This is a genomic window from Methylosinus sp. Sm6, from assembly GCF_019802345.1.
Taxonomy (GTDB): domain Bacteria; phylum Pseudomonadota; class Alphaproteobacteria; order Rhizobiales; family Beijerinckiaceae; genus Methylosinus.
This window is the reverse complement of record NZ_JAINDZ010000010.1, coordinates 81,970-100,460: the sequence shown is the minus strand read 5'-3', so window position 1 is coordinate 100,460 and position 18,491 is coordinate 81,970. Positions and strand designations below refer to the sequence as shown.

Sequence of the window (18,491 nt, the reverse complement as noted above, 5' to 3'; positions counted from 1 at the left end):
CTAAAACCGCAGCGAGGCGCGGATGTAATAATATCCGCCATTGACGCCGAAGGGCGAGAAGGCCGGAAAGATCGCGGCGCCGAAGCTGCGCGAGAGGGGGTTGGTCTGGTCGGGCCGCACGCCGAACAGATTGTTCCCGCCGATGGCCGCGCGCAGGCCCGAGCCGAAATCATAGGCGATCTCGCCATCGGTGATGAATTTCGGCGTGATGACATTGGTGAAGAAGGGGGCGGCGCCGGTCAGCGGCGAGGCGCTGACCGCGCTGACAGTCCCATATTGCGTGAAATGCAGCGAGACGGTCCAGGCGTCGTAGAGATAGGAGCCGCCGAAGACGACTTTCGTGCGCGGGGTGAGATCGGTGATGTTGGAGCGCGCCGCCGCGCTGAGCAGAGGCGCGCCGTTGAACGGGGCCGGAGCCGCCGCGACGGAGAGAATCGTCGTCTCGAGAAAGCTCGCCGCCGCATCGAGGCGAACCGCGCCGTAAGCCCCGAGGTCATAGGCATAGTCCGCCTTCACATCGACGCCGCGCGTGCGCGTGTCGGCGCCGTTCACGAAGAAGCTGACGGAACCCGCGGCTCCGGCCTGCAATGCATTGCCGCTCGCGGCGATGGCGGCGAGCGCCGCGGCGCCGGTGAGGCCGCCGGTCGCGACGATGCGGTCGCGCAGGTCGATCTGATAGGCGTCGACCGAGACATGCAGGTCCTTCAACGGCTCGGCCACCACGCCGACGCTGATATTGGTCGACTTCTCGGGCTTCAGCGGCTCGGCGCCCGCGACGCGCGCGGCTGCCGAATTGGGCGGCAGCACCACATTGGCGATGGTGGGCGAGACGGTGGTCTGGGAAAAATATTCCTCGGCGAGCGTCGGCGCGCGAAAGCCGGTGCTGACCGTGCCGCGCACGCCGAGCTGCGGCAGAATATCGTAGCGGGTGGATAATTTGCCGTTCACCGTGTCGCCGAAATCGCTATAGGTCTCATAGCGTCCGGCGATGTCGATCTTCCATTGCGGCAAGGGCTTGGCGCTGAGGTCGGCATAGCCGGCGAAAGAATCGCGGGCGTGATCGCTCTCGTCCGTGGGCCTTATGCCGACCCAGGCGGACGGTCCCGACGAGTAATAGGAAAAGAAATCGCCGCGCCGCACCGCATAGGTCTCGTTGCGATTTTCGGCTCCGATCGCGACATTGACCGGAAATGAGAGAAAGCTCGGCGCGACTTCCTTGCGCAGATCGAGATTGATCGTCCGCTCGGTACGGAAATATTGTCCGATATAGAATTGGCGCGGCGTCCAGCCGACGCCGGTCGCCGCGAGCGTGTCGTTGAACAAGGCCACATTCGCGGATTGGTTGAGGCCGACATCGATCTTGTCGGAGCCATAGGTCAAAGCGAGATCCCATCGCACATCGTCGAAGATCTTGCCCCTGGCGCCGCCGGTGAGGCTCCAATCCTCCTCATGGATCGTCTCGGCCGGCACGAAGCCGTTGATGTCGATGATCTTCGACGGCGCGGTTCCATTGAGATTGGGCGCGCGGTAATTCTGGAACGACTCGCCGCGCCGTCCGGCTCCCGTGCCGAACAGATAGAGCTCGACGTCGTTGTCGAGCGTGAAGCCCGCATTGAGCCCCGCCGTTCCATTGATGTAAGCCGCGTCGCCGATGATGGACGCGACATTGGGATCGACCCACGGATAGGCGGTTCCGGGACCGACGCGCAGCCCGTTTCCGGACTGCGTCCGATCGGGGCCGGTCTGATTGCTGTGCAGATGCGAGGTGAGGTCGGCGCCGAGATCGAGGAAGCCGGTCTCGCCCAGCGGAAAGGCCGCGTCGGCTTGCAGATTGCGCGTCAGCCCATTGCCATGCGTGTTTGGATTATAGCTGGCGCCATAAGAGCCGACGAGCGCCGACACGCCGCCGCCCTCGGGCGAATTCTTCAATATGATGTTGATCACTCCGGCGATCGCGTCGGAGCCGTATTGAGCCGCGGCGCCATCCTCCAGAATTTCGATGTGGTCGACGAGGGCGACGGGAATGAGATCGAGATCGGCGCCGGCCGCGCCTTTGGTGAAGCCGGTCGAGGAGAGATTGGCCGTGCCGTGGCGCCTCTTGCCGTTGACGAGCACCAGCACATGGCTGGCGGTGAGCCCGCGCAGTCGCGGCGAGCGCACGAGATTGTTGAGATCGCCGCCGACGCCATAGATCGAATAGGTGGGCTCGAGGCGCTGGAGCGCATCGACGAGATTGGTTCGGCCGGTCGCCTTCAGCCGCTCGCTGCTGATCACGGTGACCGGCGCCGCGCTCTCGCGCGCCTTGACGCCATAGTCGCGCGTGCCGGTCACGATAATGTCCTCGACGGTCTCCTTGGCCTGCGCCCGCCCGGCCGAGGCGCGCTCCTGCCCCGCCGCGCCTGTGGCCATGGAAACAGCCATCGCCAGCACGCTGGCGCCGAGCGAGGCCGCGCGCGATCGCCGTTCCGATCGAGGATGACGGCCGAGACTTTCGATGATCGGTCGGCTATCCAGCCCAAAACAAGTCATTTATCATCTCCGTTGAGATCAATGCGCTTCACGACGCCAAAGCGCGTCCAGAAGAAGGTCTTTGAAGCGACGATCCCGCGCAATATTTCTCAAGCTAGACGATGTATTTCTATATATGCAACATTTTTTTGAATCGATCGCGCCGATATACCGGCATATGCATAGAATAAAATATACAATAATTGCCACAAATCGTGATATTGCACTTGTTATCTATGGTATGATGCCATAATTAGTCTATCACGCCCGATTTCCATAGATTTTCATTCGTTTCGCGCCGTCGGCTGCGGAACGCCGCGTCTTCTCCTCGTCGCGATAAATGCTCCGCCGAGACGAATCTGCGGCGCGGGAGAAGGCTGTCCTCGCGCCTTCGGCCGCGGCGACGCAATACGGCGCGCGGCGGATGACGCCGGAAAAAAAAAGCTACTCAGGCGGCCGCGGCTCGACGACGCTCGATCAGCTCGGCATAGGCGACCAGAATGCGCTCGACATGCCGGTCCAGCGTCGGCGGATCGCGCCAGAAGGCGTCATAGGCCCCGTCGGAAAGCCGCGCGACCAGCGCGTCGTCCTGCAGCCGAAGCAGCGCGGCGGCGAGCGCATCGACGTCGCCGCTCGCAAACCACAGCCCGCTCACGCCGTCCTCCACCTCCTCGCGGCCGGCGCAAATATCGGAGACGATGATCGGCGTGCCCATGGCCTTGGCCTCCAGCACGGTGAGCGGCTGGCCCTCGTACCAGAGCGAGGGAAACACCAGCGCGCGCGCCGCGCGCATCTGCGCGCGCACCTGATTCGGCGGCAGCCAGCCGAGAAAGCGCGCATCGGGGAAGCGCGCGCGCAAGGTCTCGGCGATCGGCCCGTCGCCGATGAACACCGGGCGAAGGCCCGTCCGCGCCGCCGCCTCGGCGAAGAGAAAGGCGCCCTTCTCGGCCGAAAGGCGCCCGACGAAGATCGCCTCGCCCGAGGCCGGCGCGCTCTTGCGCCCGAGGTCCTCGCAGTCGATCGGATTGGACAGGCGATGCAGGCGCGCGCTCTTCGGCAGGAAGGGCGCGACAATCTTTTGCTGATAATCCGAGATGCAGATGAAATCCGAAAAAATCTCGGGCAGGCGCGCGACGCCCCGCGCCACGGCGAGACGGGCGTTGCGCCAGAGCTTGCGCGGATAATCGCGGCTGTCGCAATTCCTCGACCAGCAGGCGGCCGAGAGCGGCGTGCGCCGGCATGCCTCATTGGCCTGAAAATCATAAAAGCCGCCGTTGGGGCAGAACAAAAAATATTCGTGCAGCGTGTAGAGCGCCGGCATGCCGGAGGCGCGGATCGGCGCGGCGATGGCCGGCGAGAGCGCCTTGGCCCAGCCATGCACGTGGACGATGGTCTCGTCCTTCGGCAGAAGCGCGAGCAGATCGGCGAGCGCGCGCGCCGCGCGAAAATTCCACGCGCCTTGCAGAGCGGCGGCGGCGAGCGAGGGGTTGCCGAGCAGATCATGCTGATCGAGGCAGACGACCTCGACGCCGGCCTCGGTCAGACGCTCGTCGACCGGCGCGGCGGCGGCGAACAGGATCGGCCGCGCGCCATGCGCCGCGAGCCCCAGCGCGCTCTCGATCGCCACCTTCGCCTGTCCGCCGGAGACAAAAGCATGATCCGCGCAGATGACGACGGTCGGATGAGGGGCGGCCATGGCGGACTCCGGAGAATGATGCGCGCAGAGCTTGGCCGAGAAGGACTTAAGCCGGCGTAAGCGAGGCGGCGCGGCGAGTCGCCGACCTGCCCGTTCTGTTTGCGGACCTGCAGAAGACGCCGTCTGCGTAATCGCCACGATCGCCGCTTACACCGTTTGAAACCCGCCGCGCTCGCCGTTAAGGAAGAGCCCATGTCCGAACCTGCTCGTCTCTACCTCGTGACACCGCTCGTCACGGCCGCCGACGCCTTTCTGCCCGTCCTGCGGGAGGCGCTGGAGGCGGCCGATGTCGCGAGCCTGCTGCTGCGGCTCGGCGAAGGCGCCGGGGACGAGACGGTCCGGGCCGTCGCCGCGCTGACGCAGAAGCGCGACATCGCTTTGATGCTGGAAGGCGAAGCCGAGCGCGTCGCCCGCTGCGGAGCGGACGGGCTGCATGTCTCTCACGACGAGAAGCGCCTCGCCGCCGCGCTGAAGCGCCTGCATCCGGATTTCATCGTCGGCGTCGGCGGCCTCGAGACCCGCGACGACGCCATGCGGGCGGGCGAAGCCGGCGCGGATTATCTGCTGTTCGACGGAGATTTCGAGCAGGCTCTGGAGCGCGCCGCCTGGTGGGCGGAGATTTTCGAGACGCCCTGCGTCGCGCTGGCGCGGCGGCTCGAGGACATCGGCCCGCTCGCCGCCACCGGCGCCGAATTCGTGATGATCGGCGATTTCGTCTGGGACGATCCGCGCGGCCCCGCCGAGGCGATGCGCGAGGCCTCCCGCCTCGCCGGAGGCGCGCCATGAGACTCGCGCGCGCGGTCTCGCTGAGTATTGTTCTCGCCGCGGCCGCCGCTCGCGGGGAGGGGGCGCCGCCAGCGCCCGATCTCGCCTTCGGGGCCTATCAGCGCGGCGACTATATCGCCGCCATGGGCGAGGCGAACAAGCGCCTCGCCGCCGATCCCAAGGACATCGCCGCGCTCACTTTGATCGGCCGGCTCCATCTCGACGGCGCCGGCGTCGCGCGCGATCCGGCCGAGGCGATGCGCTGGTTCCGCCGCGCGGCCGATTTCGGCGGCAAGGACGCGGCCTATCTGTTCGGCGCGGCGACGCTGACCGGGCGCGACACGCCCAAGGACCGCCCCCGCGCCCGCTTTTATCTCGAGAGGGCCGCCGCGCAGAATCATCCGGCGGCGCTCAACCTGCTCGGCGAGCTGGCGCTGGAGAACGACGGCGGCGCGCCCGACTTCGCCCGCGCCATCGGCTTCTTCCGCCGCGCCGCCGCGCTCGACGACGCCGACGCCGCTTATGCGCTCGGCCTGCTGTTCAAGAGCGGCCGCGGCGTCGGCCAGGATGCGAAGGAGGCGGCGCAATGGCTGCGCCGCGCCGTCGCCGGCGGCCATTCGGCGGCGATGGTCGAGCTCGCCATTCTGGAGTTCAACGGCGCCGGCGTCGCCCGCGACCGCGCCGGCGCGGTGGCTCTTCTGCGCCGCGCCGCCGAGGCCGGCAACGCCGTCGCCGAAAACCGCCTCGCCCGCCTGCTCGCCGAGGGCCTCGGCGTCGACAAGAATCTCGCCGAGGCGGCGCGCTGGAACAATCGCGCCCGGGCGGCGGGGCTCGTCGACGACAAGCTCGACGCGCTGCTCTCGGCCTCCGCGGTGAAATAGGCCGCCGGACATGGCGAGCCTCGCCGCGCGTCTCGCATGCGCTTATCTGCGCCGGCGCCTGCGTCCGCTGCTTTCCGGCGAGCGCGGCCTCGAGGCGGCGGCGCGGGCGCTCGATATGCGCTGGCCCTGGCCGGATGGGGCGCGACGGGAGGCGGACCCGCGGCTCGCCGGCGAATGGACGCGATCCGGCCGCCCCGCGCCCGTGGCGACGCTCCTCTATCTGCATGGCGGCGCATTTTTCGCCGGATCGCCGCGCGGCGGTCGGCCGATCGCCGGCGCCTTCGCCCGCGCTGGCTTCGACGTCTTCGCGCCGGCCTATCGGCTCGCCCCCGCTCATGTGTTTCCGGCCGCCCTCGACGATGTCGCCGCGGCCTATGACGCGATCGCGCAAGACGCCGAGCGCATCGTGCTCGCCGGCGATTCGGCCGGCGGCGGCCTTGCGCTGGCGCTGGCGCTGCGCCTGCGCGCGCGCGGCGCGCCTTTGCCGCGCGCGCTCGCTCTGTTCTCGCCCTGGACCGATCTCGCCGCCGCCGGCGCCTCGGCGCGCGACAATGAAGGCGCGGACCCGATCTTCACCCGCCGCGCCCTGAAGCTCGCCGCCCGCCAATATCTCGGCCGCGCGAGCGCGCGCGATCCGTTCGCCTCGCCGCTCCACGCGGAGCTCGGCGGATTGCCGCCGCTGCTGCTGCATGTCGGCGCCGACGAGCTGCTGCTCGATGATTCCCGCCGCCTCGCCGAACGCGCCGCGGCGGCGGGCGTCGAGGTCGAGCTGAAGGTCTGGCCGGTCGTGCCGCATGGCTGGCAGCTGGGCGCCGCCTTCATGCCGGAGGCGCGCCGCTCGCTCGCCGAGGCGGCGGCGTTTCTCGCCGGCCGCGCGGCGGCTCGATCGCAATGAGAAGCCGCCGCCCTGCGGTCACGCCCTTTGACCTTCCGCGTTTCGCCGCGTAGAAGGGCGGGAACTCGGATATTGACATATCGACCATCGCTCATCCTCGAAGAGGGAGGGGAGGTCGTCGCCAACCGCAGGACGAAAGGCACATGCGCGTCTATTACGATCGGGATGCCGATATCAATCTGATCAAGGGCAAGAAGGTCGCAGTGGTCGGCTATGGCAGCCAAGGCCATGCCCACGTCCTGAACCTCAAGGATTCCGGCGTCGCCGATGTGGCTGTCGCCCTGCGCAAGGGCTCCGCCTCCGCCAAGAAGGCGGAGGGCGCCGGCGTCAAGGTGCTGGAGGTTGCCGAGGCGGCCAAATGGGCCGATGTCGTCATGATGCTGACGCCGGACGAGCTGCAGGGCGAGATCTACGCCGCCGAGCTCGCCCCGAACCTGAAGCCCGGCGCGGCGCTGTTCTTCGCCCATGGCCTCAACATCCACTTCAACCTCATCGAGCCGCGCAAGGATCTCGACGTCATCATGGTCGCGCCCAAGGGCCCCGGCCATACGGTGCGCGGCGAATATCTGAAGGGCGGCGGCGTTCCCTGCCTCATCGCCGTGCATCAGAACGCCTCCGGCAATGCGCTGGAGCTCGGCCTCTCCTACGCCTCGGCGATCGGCGGCGGCCGCGCCGGCATCATCGAGACGAGCTTCCGCGAGGAATGCGAGACCGATCTCTTCGGCGAGCAGGTCGTGCTCTGCGGCGGCCTCGTCGAGCTGATCCGCAATGGCTTCGAGACCCTGGTCGAGGCCGGCTATGCGCCGGAGATGGCCTATTTCGAGTGCCTCCACGAGGTGAAGCTCATCGTCGACCTCATCTACGAGGGCGGCATCGCCAATATGAATTATTCGGTGTCCAACACGGCCGAATATGGCGAATATGTCACCGGCCCGCGCATCATCACCAAGGACACCAAGGCCGAGATGAAGCGCGTGCTGGAGGACATCCAGTCCGGCAAGTTCACCCGCGACTGGATGCTCGAGAACAAGGTCAGCCAGACGTCGTTCAAGGCGACCCGCGCGCGCAACGCCGCCCATCCGATCGAGGAAGTGGGCGCCCGTCTGCGCGGCATGATGCCGTGGATCGGCAAGAACCGTCTGGTCGACAAGGACCGTAACTGAGCGCCGCCGGAGGCGGACCGACATCGCGCGCTCGAACCGCGCGCCAGACGCGAGGGCCGGCTGGCTCTCGCGTGTGGCGGGAGAGAGCGATTGCAGCCTGAGGCCGACGACAGGGACGAAGGGCGTGGCCGCGCGCTGAAGCGCGACATCTTCGCGATCACGCAGCTCCGCATGGCGGGGGCGATCGACGCGATGATGCAATATTTCGCGCCGGACGTCGTCGTTCATTACCGTTGCACAAAAGAAGGGCTATTCCTTCCCGGCGAGCTGCACGGCGTCGAGGAGTTCCGCGAGAATATCCGTCTCACCGACGTCGAATACGAGCCGCTCGGCTTCGAGGTGCTCGACATTCTGGCGCAAGGCGAGCGGGGGGCGGTGCGCTGGCGCAATTCCTGGCGCCAGCGCGGGACGGGCCGGGTCGCCACGCTCGACATGGCGCATTTCTTGCGCTGGCGAAACGGATCGATCGTCGAGGTATTCGAATATCTCGATTATCATGGCTGGGGGGCGACAGCGAGCGAGGCGCGCCTCGACAACAGGGGAATCGTGTGAAGGTCTATATCCCTAACCCCTCGTCCTGAGGAGCCCGCGAAGCGGGCGTCTCGAAGGACGGCAACGGGGAGAAGCCTTTGACGTCGCCCCGCGGCCATCCTTCGAGACGCCGCCTGCGGCGGCTCCTCGGGACGAGGATTGGGGATTTTATCCTTCACCCGATCGCCCTGGCCTCGACAAGTGAGTGAGTTCGTTCGGCCCGACGGCCGAGCTGGCCGGCGGGCGGCGAGGGCGCCCGGCGGCAGAGTGCAGCAAGCCCCGTCGACGCGTCCGTAGAGGCCGTGAATGAGCGATTTCGACGATTTATTTGCCGCTCGCCCGCCGGGCCTCGATCGCGCCGAGATCGTCCGCCGCGCCCGTCTGCTCGCCTGCTGGCGCCCCGACACGCCGGCCGATTTCGCCTTGTTGCGCGGCCTCTATTCGCCGGATGTCGCCTGCGAGTTCGTCGGCGACAAGTCGCGCATTCCCTATGCCGGCCGGCATATCGGCATAGAGGCTCTGATCGGCATCGTGCGCGCCATCAATATCGAGTTCGAGCAGTCGAATCACGAGGTCGAGGACATCATCGTCGACGGCGGCCGCGTGGCGATGCGGCGCCGGGTCGAATGGCGCCATCGCGGCACCGGCCGGCGCGGCTGCGTCGATCTCGCGGATTTCGCCCGTTTCGAGAATGGCCGCATCGTGGAAATGATCGAGTTTCGCGATACGATGGCGATATTGGCGATGCAGGACGAATCGAGCTGGCCGTGAGCTTGTGCTGAACGAGCGCTGTTCACGGAACGCGAATGTGCCTGCGCCCCCTCCCCCGCTTCCCCCTTCGCGGGAGAGGGAGCAGATTCGGCGCTTCATATGAAGTTCGCGAAACGTCGGCGCGCCCCTCTCCCGCGAAGCGAGGGAGGGTCAGGGAGGGGGGCTCTTCAGTTCGAGTGACGCAGCTCACGAGTGGCTTGCGTCGACAAATTTGAAGGCGAGCCTTCAGGCTCGCGTGAGAGCTTCGAAATCGAAGATATCGCAAAGGAGTCATGCGCGATGAAGCTGCGCTTCCACACGCTCGACGTTTTCACCGATCGGCGCCTCGCCGGCAATCCGCTCGCGGTCGTGCTCGGCGCCGACGCGCTCGACGGCGCGACGATGCAGAAAATCGCGCGCGAGTTCAATTTGAGCGAGACGGTGTTCGTCTTGGAGCCGCGCGACCCGGTGAACACGGCGCGGCTGCGCATCTTCACGCCCGCCGTCGAGCTGCCTTTCGCGGGGCATCCGACGATCGGCGCGGCGGCGCTGATCGCCTGGCGGCGGGCCCCGGACATGCTGGCGCGCCAAGGACTGGTCATCGCGCTCGAGGAGCCGGTCGGCGTGCTTCGCTGCGAGGTCGCCCGCTCCGCCGACGGCGTCTCGCTCGCGCGTCTTTTCGCCCCGCGACTGCCGCAGCGGGGGGCGGCGGCGGCCGCGCCGGCGCTGATCGCCGGCGCGCTCGGGCTCGAGCCGCAGGAGATCGGCTTTCGCCGGCACGCGCCTTCGGTCTTCTCGGCGGGCGTCGAGCTGCTCTTCGTTCCGGTCGCCTCTCGCGCCGCCCTCCGCCGCGCGCGGCCGGACGCAGCGGCGCTTCCGGCCGCGCTGGGCTCGGCGCTCGGCGCCTATGTCTACACGAGCGAAACCGACGACGCGGCGAGCGCCGTCTGCGCCCGCATGTTCGCCCCCGGCGCCGGCGTGGCCGAGGATCCGGCGACCGGCGCGGCGGCCGCCGCCTTCGCCGGCGTCGCCCACGCCTTCGAGCAGCCGGAGGACGGCGAGCATGAATTCGTCATCGAGCAGGGGATCGATATGGGGCGCCCGTCGCGGCTCATCGTCGGCTCGCGAGTCGAATCGGGGGCGCTCGTCGCGGTCTCCGTCGCCGGGCAGGCGATCGGCGTGCTGAGCGGGGAGCTCGATCTGTGAGCGGGCGAAATCCGCCTCCGCCGATCGAGCTCTCGACCGTCGATCGCTTGCGCTGCGTCGTCTGCGCGCATGATTGGGATTTCGAGCGCCTGCGGTCGGAGGAGATCGACGCGCATTGGCGCGCGCGCCTCGCCGCCAATCCCGCGCTCTACGACGGCCCGGTTCTGATGGCGCGCGAGGCCGAGAACGCCCGCGAGGCCGACGGCTCGACGACATTGCGCGTCCAATTTTTTCCGACGCGCTTTTCCCGCTTCCTGGCCTGGCGCGACTTCGGCTTTCCGGGGGAGGGCGTGCGCAATTGCTTCTCCATGCCGGCGCTGCGCTCGGCGGACGGGGCCTTCCTGCTCGGCGAGATGGGGGCGGGCCATTCCGCCGCGGGCGCGATTTATTTTCCCGCCGGCACGCCGGATCCGAGCGATATTCGCGACGGCTTCGTCGATCTCGAGAGTAATCTCCTGCGCGAGCTGCATGAGGAGACCGGCGTCGCGCCCGAGGAGGTGCGGCTCGAGCCGCGCTGGACCATCGTGCGGGCGGGGTCCCGCGTCGCCTGCCTGCGCATCGCCCATTGCGCCGAGACGGCGGCGGCGCTCGAGCGGCGGATCGGCGCCTTCATCGCAACGCAGGAGAAGCCCGAGCTCGCCGGCGTGCGCATGGCCGCCCGCCGCGCCGACCTCGCCGAGCCGCGGCTGCTCGACTTCATCCGCCGCTTTTTGGAGCCGTTATTGCCCGAATAGAGGGCGCAAGCCATGAATCGGTGCTGAATTTCCGGCGGACGCAGTGTAGATTGCCGGGCCATGAACAAAGCGCAAGCAATAGGCGAAACCGAGCCGGCGCGGGTCGGCTGGCCGGGCGACGGACGCGGCGGCGCGATTTTGCGCGCCGCGCTCGGCGGCCGCTCGATCGTGCTCGTCGGCATGATGGGCTCCGGCAAGACCTCGATCGGCCAGCGCCTCGCGCAACGGCTGGCCATGCCGTTCAAGGACGCCGACGCCGAGATCGTCGCCGCCGCGGCGGGCATGTCGATCCCCGATATTTTCGCGAAATATGGCGAAGCGCATTTCCGCAATTGCGAGCGGCGCGTCATCGCGCGGCTGCTCGCCGGCGAGCCTTGCATTCTGGCGACCGGCGGCGGCGCCTTCATGGACGAGGGCACGCGCGAGCGAATCAGGGAGCAGGGCGTCTCCGTCTGGTTCGACGCCGCCCATGACGTGCTGCTGCGCCGCGTGCGCCGCAAGGGCGATCGTCCGCTGCTGCAGACCAGCGATCCCGCCGCGGTGCTGCGCCGGCTGATGGACGAGCGCTATCCGGTCTATCGGCAGGCGGATATTGCCGTGCTGTCGCGCGATGTCGCGCATGAGGTGATGGTGGAGGAGACTTTGGCGGCTCTCTATGGCTGGGCGAAGGGAGAGCCGGAGAATGCGGCCGCGACGGCGGATCTCGCCCGCTTCATGACCTCGCGGCCGCCGCCGCGCGCCATCGAACCGCAGACTGTCCCCGTCGGCCTCGGCGAGCGCGCCTATGACATCATCATCGGCGCCGGCCTGCTCGATCAGGCCGGCGACCATATCGCCCGCGTCGCGCCGGGCGCGGCCTGCGCCATCGTCACCGACGCCAATGTCGCGCGGCTGCAGCTGCCGGTGCTGCGCCACAGCCTCGAGGCGCGCGGAATTCGTTCGAGCGTGATCGTCGTCGAGCCGGGCGAAGGCTCGAAATCCTTTCCCGTGTTCCAGAGCGTCTGCGAGCAGATTCTCGAGGCGAGGATCGAGCGGCGCGACGTCGTCGTCGCGCTCGGCGGCGGCGTCGTCGGCGATCTCGCCGGCTTCGCCGCGGCGAGCGTGCGCCGCGGATCGCGCTTCGTGCAGATTCCGACGACGCTGCTGGCGCAGGTCGATTCGTCGGTCGGCGGCAAGACCGGCATCAACACGGCGCAAGGCAAGAATCTCGTCGGCGCCTTCTACCAGCCGTCGCTGGTGCTGGCCGATGTCGACGCGCTCGCCACATTGCCGCTGCGCGAGTTCCGCGCCGGCTATGCCGAGATCGTCAAATACGGCCTCATCGACGATTTCTTCTTCTTCGAATGGCTGGAGAGCAACGCCTCGGCCGTCTTCGCCGATCGCGCCGCGCGCGTCGAGGCGATTTCGGTGAGCTGCCGCGCCAAGGCGAAGATCGTCGCGCGCGACGAGACCGAGCAGGGCGACCGCGCGCTGCTCAATCTCGGACATACGTTCGGCCACGCCTTCGAGCGTCTCGTGCATTACGACAGCGCTCGTCTGGTGCATGGCGAGGGCGTCGCCATCGGCCTCGTCTGCGCGCTGCGCTTCTCGGCGCGGCTCGGCTTGTGCAGCCTGCAGGAGGCCGAGCGCGTCGAGCGTCATCTGACGCGCGTCGGCCTGCCGACCCGCATTCGCGACATTCCCGGCTGGCGCGCCGACGCCGATTCGGTGCTCGATGCGATGTTCCAGGACAAGAAGGTCGAGAAGGGCGCGCTCACCTTCGTCCTGCTGCGCGGCATCGGCCGCTCCTTCGTCGCCAAGGGCGTCGATGTGGACGCCGCGCGCAGCTTCCTGAAAGACGAGATGGCGCGCGAGTAGCCCCATGCACGGCGGCGCCGACACCGGCCTCGACATCGACATCTGGCTCGCCTCGGCCATCGTGCTGCTCTGCGTGCTGCTGTCGGCCTTCTTCTCGGCCTCGGAGACGGCGCTGACCGCCGCCTCCCATGCGCATATGCACGCGCTGGAGAAGGAGGGCGACAGGCGCGCCAGTCTGGTGAACCGGCTGCTGCGCCAGCGCAATCGCATGATCGCGGCGCTGCTGCTCGGCAGCACGCTGGTCAATATCGGCGGCTCGGCCTTCACCACCAGCGTGCTCGTCTATCTGACCGGCGAGAGCGGCGCGATCTACGCAACCATCATCATGACGGTGCTGCTGCTCGTCTTCGCCGAGGTGCTGCCGAAGACGGTGGCGATCAATCATCCCGACCGCCTGTCGCTGCGCGTCGCGCGCGTCATAAATGTGTTTGTCGCCGTGTTCGGCCCGCTGCTGGTCGCGGTGGAGGCCTTCGTGCGCGCGGTGCTGAAGCTGTTCGGCGTCGAGATCGGCCATGGCCGCACGCTGCTGTCGCCCTATGACGAATTGAAGAGCGCCGTCGACATTCTGCACGAGGAGGGGACGGTCGAGCGCAATTGGCGCGACATGTTCGGCGGCGTGCTCGATCTGCAGATTCTGCATGTCGGCGATGTGATGATCCATCGCACCAAGATGCGCACGATCGACGCCGATCTGCCGCCCGACGAGATCGTGCGCGAGGTGCTGGCCTCACCCTTCACGCGCATGCCCCTTTGGCGCGACCGGCCGGATAATTTCATCGGCGTCATTCATTCCAAGGATCTTTTGCGCGCGCTCGATGCGGTGAAGGCCGATTTCTCCCGGCTGAACATCGACGACATCGCGCTCGAGCCCTGGTTCGTGCCGGAGTCGACCTCGCTGGAAGATCAGCTGCAGGCGTTCTTGAAGCGCAAGACGCATTTCGCGCTGGTCGTCGACGAATATGGCGAGGTGATGGGCCTCGTGACGCTCGAGGATATTTTGGAGGAGATCGTCGGCGACATTCGCGACGAGCACGATCTCGCGATGCAGGGCGTGCGCCCGCAGACCGACGGCTCGGTGCTGGTCGACGGCGCGGTACCGGTGCGCGATCTCAACCGCGTGATGGAATGGAGCCTGCCCGACGAGGAGGCGACGACCGTCGCCGGCCTCGTGATCCACGAGGCGGCGGCCATTCCGGAAGCGGGCCAGGTGTTCAACTTCCACGGCTTCCGCTTCGAAGTGATGCGCAAGATGCGCAATCGCATCACCGTGCTGAAGGTGACGCCGGCCGAGGCGAAGCCGGCGGGGTGAGGCGGGCTCTCGACGCGCGCTCCTTCTCCCGCCCTGCGGGAGAAGGAGCGCGCCGTTCTTCAACGGACCAGCGGCCTTCCTTCCGCGTCCTTCAAATTCTCGCTCCAGCTCTTGCGGATCAGCGCGACCACCGACGACGGCATCGGCTCATAATCGAGCTCCTCCGCCGCCGCGCCGCCTTTGACGAACGCCCAATCGAAGAATTTCAGCGCGACGCGCGCCGCCTCCGCATCCTTCGGGGCCTTCGGCAGCAGGATGAAGGTGGCGGCGGCGATCGGCCAGGACCGCTCGCCGGGCTGATCGGTCAGCAGGCGGAAGAAGCCCGGCGCATGCGCCCAATCGGCGTTGGCGGCGGCGGCGCGAAAGCTCTCCCTGCCCGGCGCGACGATCTTGCCGTCGTGATTGATCATGTGAACGACCGTCAGGCCGTTCTGTTTCGCATAGGCGTATTCGACATAGCCGATCGCGCCCTTGGCGTTGGCGACATTGTTGGCGACGCCCTCATTGCCCTTGGCGCCGACGCCGAGCGGCCAATCCACCGCGACATTCTCGCCGACCTTCGCCTTCCAGTCCGCGGAGGCGCGCGAGAGATAATCGGTGAAGCAGAAGGTGGTGCCGGACCCGTCGGAGCGATGCACGACGACGATCGGCAGCGGCGGCAGCCTGGTCTGCGGATTGAGCCGCGCGATCGCCGCATCGTCCCAGCGCGTGATCTCGCCGAGAAAGATGCGCGCGAGAGTCGTCCCGTCGATGACGATGTCGCCGGCTTTGATTCCATCGAGATTGACGACGGCGACGACGCCGCCCGCCACCTGCGGCCATTGGATGAGGCCGGCCGCGTCGAGCTCGGCGGCGGTGAGCGGCTGGTCCGAGGCGCCGAAGGTGACGGTGCGGGCCTTCACCTGGCGGATGCCGCCGCCGGAGCCGATCGACTGATAATTGACCCGGTCGCCGGTTTCCTTGCTGTAGCTCTGCGCCCATCGGGCGTAGACCGGCAGCGGAAACGTCGCCCCGGCTCCGGATATGTCGAAAGCGAAGGCTGGCCCGGCGACGAGGATCGTCGCCAGCAAGGCGGCGGCGCCCCGGCCGAATGTGCGAATGCGCATGCAAGAGTCTCATTTTTTCGCCGCGCGGACGAAGCGCGGCTGTCATCTTTTTGTCATACCCGCTGCTTGTCTCACGACAGCGGGCGGCCTGCCAAGCTCTTGCTCGTCGGGAGGCCGTCCCGCGTGCGCCGATCGAGGCGGCGTAGAGGAAAAAGTTGTCCTTTTTCGTGAGCTTTCCTATTGTATTCAGTAGAGAGCGACGAATGGAGCGGGATCGCGGGGCGATGACGAACGAAGTGCGGACAGCCGAGGCGGAGCGCGTGCGGGAAGCGGCGCGCAGGCTGCGCGGCCGGCTCATCGCCGCCGGCATGCGGCCGACGCGCCAGCGCGTGGCGCTGGGCGAGCTGCTGTTCCGCGGGGGGCATCGCCATGTGACGGCGGAGAGGCTCTATGAGGAGGCGCTCGCGGCCGCGCTGCCGGTCTCGCTCGCCACCGTCTACAACACGCTGCATCAATTCACCGATGTCGGCCTGCTGCGCGAGATCGCGGTCGACGGCGCGCGCGTCTATTTCGACACCAATGTCAGCGAGCACCATCATTTCCTGGTCGAGGACGGCGACGGCCTCGTCGATATTCCGGGCTCGGAGGTCGACATCGTGAACCTGCCCGCGCCGCCGCCGGGGATGAGAATCGCCCGCGTCGACGTGGTGGTGAGATTGGTGAAGGACGAGCGGTGAGCGCAGAACGGGGGGCGTCCCTTTGAGCATCGAATTCGAGCGGGCCGTGCCGATCCTGCGTATGTTCGACGTCGCCAAGGCGCATGAGTTCTATCTCGGCTTTCTCGGCTTCGCCGTCGATTGGGAGCACCGCTACGGTGAGAATTTTCCGCTCTATACGCAGCTGTCGCGCGGCGCGCTGCGGCTACATCTCTCCGAGCATTCCGGCGATGCGACGCCGGGCGGCGCCCTCTGCGTCTATATGACCGGCGTCGCCGAGCTCCACGAGGAGCTCGCGGCCAAGGACTATCGCTATATGAAGCCGGCGCTCACGGACGAGGGCTCTCGTCTCGAGCTTGCGGTGGTCGACCCTTTCGGCAATCGAATCCGCTTCATGGAGCTGAAGGACAGCTGAGCCTCCCGCGTTGCGGCGAGCTGCGAGGGCGAGACCGTCATTGCGAACGGCGCGACGCAATCCATCCGCCGTGGGGCGACGCCTTTGTCGCGTCGTCGCTCGAGAACGCGTCGAGCGCGGACGCCTCGCTCTTCAATCGATCTTCTCGCCCGGATATACCCCCCACAGACTCTCCTGCTTCACGAATCCGTCGAAGCCGTCGCCGGTGACGCGGCACCAGCTGCCGTCGCAGAGGCGCAGGCTGGCGACGACGCCGGGCGAGAGCCGGGCGAGGGGGGTCGTCCGGTCGCGGGCGTAGGCGAGCGCGGGCTCCTTCTTCCACGGGGCGACCAGCGCCGTGCGGCGGCCGGACAGAAGCGAGTGCAGCACCCATCCTTCCGTCCCTTCGGAATCCCGGATCTTGCGCCAGGTCTCGAATTCTGCGGTGATCTCCACCGGCAGGCCGGCGCGCTCATAGACCCAGAGCGTCGGATGCTCCTTGCTCGGCCCTTCGTGCAGATTGACCCGGTCCGATTTGAGGCTGACGAAGCGCGGCACAGCGAGGCCGGAGACCGGGCCGATCTGCTGCTGCGCCGCGGATCCGCCGGCCCCGAGCAGCGCGGCGGCGAGCGCGAGGGCGGCGGCGGCGCGGCGGGCGGCGTTCGGGAGCGCGCCCGCTTCGACATTGCGCGGGCGGGAGGTCGGCGATTCGGGCATTGTCTGCGTTGTCCTCGCGAAGGCTTCCAATCGGCCGGGCGACGCGTCGTCTTGTCTTTGTCCCGCCATCTGATAGGAAGCTTCGAAGGAAGGCGGCGCGGGCGGCGAAACGGTCTTTTCATCCATCGTCGTTAAGGCCAGGTTGAAGAGACCATTCATTGCTCCGAAAGCTCGACTGCGGCCCGCCGCGTGGCGGCAGCATAGTCGAGCGAGGCGGGAGGACGAAGGGGAAGATGGCGAAAAAGAAGCCGCTCGTCGTGGTGACTCGTCGGCTCCCCGAGGTGATCGAGACTCGCATGTGCGAGTTGTTCGACACGCGTCTCAACGTATCCGACCGCCCCGCGACGCGCGAGGAGCTCGTCGAGGCCGTGCGCACGGCGGATGTGCTGGTGCCGACCATCACCGACCGGATCGATTCCGGCCTCATCGGCCAGGCCGGCGAGCAATTGAAGCTCATCGCCAATTTCGGCAATGGCGTCGACCATATAGACGTGGCCTCGGCGCTGCGGCGGTCGATCACCGTCACCAACACGCCGGGCGTCCTCACCGAGGACACGGCCGATCTCACCATGGCGCTGATCCTCGCCGTCGCGCGTCGGCTGGTCGAGGGCGCGCGCACCATCCCGGACGGGACCTGGGGCGGCTGGTCGCCGACCTGGATGCTCGGCCATCGCATCACCGGCAAGAGGCTCGGCATCGTCGGCATGGGCCGGATCGGCCAGGCGCTGGCGCGCCGCGCCGCGGCCTTCGGCCTGTCGATCCATTATCACAATCGCCGCCGCCTGCCGGCCGAGATCGAGGACCAGCTCGAGGCGACCTATTGGGAATCGCTCGACCAGATGCTGGCGCGCATCGATGTCCTGTCGATCCACTGCCCGCACACGCCGGCGACCTATCATCTGCTCTCCGCCCGCAGGCTCAAGCAATTGCGTCCGCACGCCATTCTGGTGAACACGGCGCGCGGCGAGATCGTCGACGAGAATGCGCTGATCCGCATGCTCGAGGCCGAGGAGATTTCCGGCGCCGGGCTCGATGTGTTCGAGCATGAGCCCGCCGTCTCGCCGAAGCTGTTGAAGCTCGCCAAATCCGGCAAGGTGACGCTACTGCCGCATATGGGCTCGGCCACCAATGAGGGCCGCGTCGACATGGGCGAGAAGGTCATCATCAACATCAAGACCTTCATGGACGGCCATCGTCCGCCCGACCGCGTCCTGCCCAGCATGTTGTGACGCCCGCCGGAACCCGGCGCGCGGCGAGTCGCAAAAAAAAGCCATATCCGACACGCAACCTGCGAAAACAGCGATTCGGGAAGAAGGATCGGGG

The 18,491-nt window shown here is 67.5% G+C and carries 17 protein-coding genes; 13 read left to right on the top strand and 4 right to left on the bottom strand.

The annotated features are described in order from the left end of the window. Nucleotides 1–2,409, bottom strand: a complete 2,409-nt coding sequence (locus K3F48_RS09100; protein WP_222575111.1) for a TonB-dependent siderophore receptor — start codon at nucleotides 2,407–2,409, stop codon at nucleotides 1–3. A gap of 547 nt (nucleotides 2,410–2,956) precedes the next feature. Continuing rightward, nucleotides 2,957–4,204 (bottom strand): glycosyltransferase family 4 protein, encoded by a 1,248-nt coding sequence (locus K3F48_RS09095; RefSeq protein WP_222575110.1) that lies wholly within the window; start codon nucleotides 4,202–4,204, stop codon nucleotides 2,957–2,959. Nucleotides 4,205–4,396: 192 nt separating this feature from the next. Between K3F48_RS09095 and K3F48_RS09090 the strand changes: the two genes are divergently transcribed. The 10 genes from K3F48_RS09090 to K3F48_RS09045 all read left to right on the top strand — a co-directional run bounded on the left by K3F48_RS09090 (nucleotide 4,397) and on the right by K3F48_RS09045 (nucleotide 14,295). Continuing rightward, on the top strand, nucleotides 4,397–4,990 hold the full coding sequence (locus tag K3F48_RS09090) for a thiamine phosphate synthase (RefSeq protein ID WP_222575109.1): 594 nt from the start codon (nucleotides 4,397–4,399) through the stop codon (nucleotides 4,988–4,990). Further along, entirely contained in the window at nucleotides 4,987–5,850 is an 864-nt protein-coding gene (locus K3F48_RS09085) for a tetratricopeptide repeat protein (RefSeq protein ID WP_222575108.1), read from the top strand. Before K3F48_RS09090 ends, K3F48_RS09085 begins: the two co-directional genes overlap by 4 nt. Nucleotides 5,851–5,860: 10 nt before the next feature. After that, complete coding sequence (locus tag K3F48_RS09080) at nucleotides 5,861–6,745, top strand: alpha/beta hydrolase fold domain-containing protein (RefSeq protein ID WP_222575107.1); 885 nt, start codon at nucleotides 5,861–5,863, stop codon at nucleotides 6,743–6,745. A gap of 143 nt (nucleotides 6,746–6,888) precedes the next feature. Continuing rightward, on the top strand, nucleotides 6,889–7,908 hold the full coding sequence (gene ilvC / locus K3F48_RS09075; RefSeq protein ID WP_222575106.1) for a ketol-acid reductoisomerase: 1,020 nt from the start codon (nucleotides 6,889–6,891) through the stop codon (nucleotides 7,906–7,908). A 90-nt stretch (nucleotides 7,909–7,998) separates the two neighbouring features. Beyond that, nucleotides 7,999–8,460 (top strand): nuclear transport factor 2 family protein, encoded by a 462-nt coding sequence (locus K3F48_RS09070; RefSeq protein ID WP_222575105.1) that lies wholly within the window; start codon nucleotides 7,999–8,001, stop codon nucleotides 8,458–8,460. Nucleotides 8,461–8,745: 285 nt separating this feature from the next. After that, entirely contained in the window at nucleotides 8,746–9,210 is a 465-nt protein-coding gene (locus tag K3F48_RS09065) for a nuclear transport factor 2 family protein (RefSeq protein ID WP_222575104.1), read from the top strand. A gap of 279 nt (nucleotides 9,211–9,489) precedes the next feature. Continuing rightward, complete coding sequence (locus K3F48_RS09060; protein ID WP_222575103.1) at nucleotides 9,490–10,395, top strand: PhzF family phenazine biosynthesis protein; 906 nt, start codon at nucleotides 9,490–9,492, stop codon at nucleotides 10,393–10,395. After that, nucleotides 10,392–11,129: an NUDIX hydrolase gene (locus tag K3F48_RS09055; RefSeq protein ID WP_370631386.1), complete on the top strand. Its 738-nt coding sequence runs from the start codon at nucleotides 10,392–10,394 to the stop codon at nucleotides 11,127–11,129. Before K3F48_RS09060 ends, K3F48_RS09055 begins: the two co-directional genes overlap by 4 nt. Before the next feature lie 60 nt (nucleotides 11,130–11,189). Further along, a complete protein-coding gene (aroB, locus tag K3F48_RS09050; protein ID WP_255608761.1) occupies nucleotides 11,190–12,986 on the top strand; it encodes a 3-dehydroquinate synthase in 1,797 nt (598 codons plus the stop codon). Nucleotides 12,987–12,990: 4 nt separating this feature from the next. Continuing rightward, nucleotides 12,991–14,295 carry an HlyC/CorC family transporter gene (locus tag K3F48_RS09045; protein ID WP_222575102.1) on the top strand — a complete coding sequence of 435 codons (1,305 nt, stop codon included), beginning with the start codon at nucleotides 12,991–12,993 and terminating at the stop codon, nucleotides 14,293–14,295. A gap of 59 nt (nucleotides 14,296–14,354) precedes the next feature. On the opposite strand, the gene pstS is transcribed toward K3F48_RS09045, so the two are convergent. Further along, nucleotides 14,355–15,401: a phosphate ABC transporter substrate-binding protein PstS gene (gene pstS, locus K3F48_RS09040; protein WP_222575101.1), complete on the bottom strand. Its 1,047-nt coding sequence runs from the start codon at nucleotides 15,399–15,401 to the stop codon at nucleotides 14,355–14,357. A 224-nt stretch (nucleotides 15,402–15,625) separates the two neighbouring features. Here pstS and irrA point away from each other — a divergent pair, with 224 nt between their 5' ends. Next, nucleotides 15,626–16,078, top strand: coding sequence for an iron response transcriptional regulator IrrA (irrA, locus tag K3F48_RS09035; protein WP_222575100.1), 453 nt, complete (start codon nucleotides 15,626–15,628; stop codon nucleotides 16,076–16,078). A gap of 22 nt (nucleotides 16,079–16,100) precedes the next feature. Further along, nucleotides 16,101–16,472: a glyoxalase superfamily protein gene (locus K3F48_RS09030; protein WP_222575099.1), complete on the top strand. Its 372-nt coding sequence runs from the start codon at nucleotides 16,101–16,103 to the stop codon at nucleotides 16,470–16,472. A 132-nt stretch (nucleotides 16,473–16,604) separates the two neighbouring features. Here the strand turns inward: K3F48_RS09030 and K3F48_RS09025 are convergent, their stop codons facing one another. Next, a complete protein-coding gene (locus tag K3F48_RS09025; RefSeq protein ID WP_222575098.1) occupies nucleotides 16,605–17,168 on the bottom strand; it encodes an SH3 domain-containing protein in 564 nt (187 codons plus the stop codon). A gap of 233 nt (nucleotides 17,169–17,401) precedes the next feature. Here K3F48_RS09025 and K3F48_RS09020 point away from each other — a divergent pair, with 233 nt between their 5' ends. Further along, a complete protein-coding gene (locus tag K3F48_RS09020) occupies nucleotides 17,402–18,397 on the top strand; it encodes a D-glycerate dehydrogenase (RefSeq protein ID WP_222575097.1) in 996 nt (331 codons plus the stop codon). Nucleotides 18,398–18,491 lie beyond the last annotated feature (94 nt).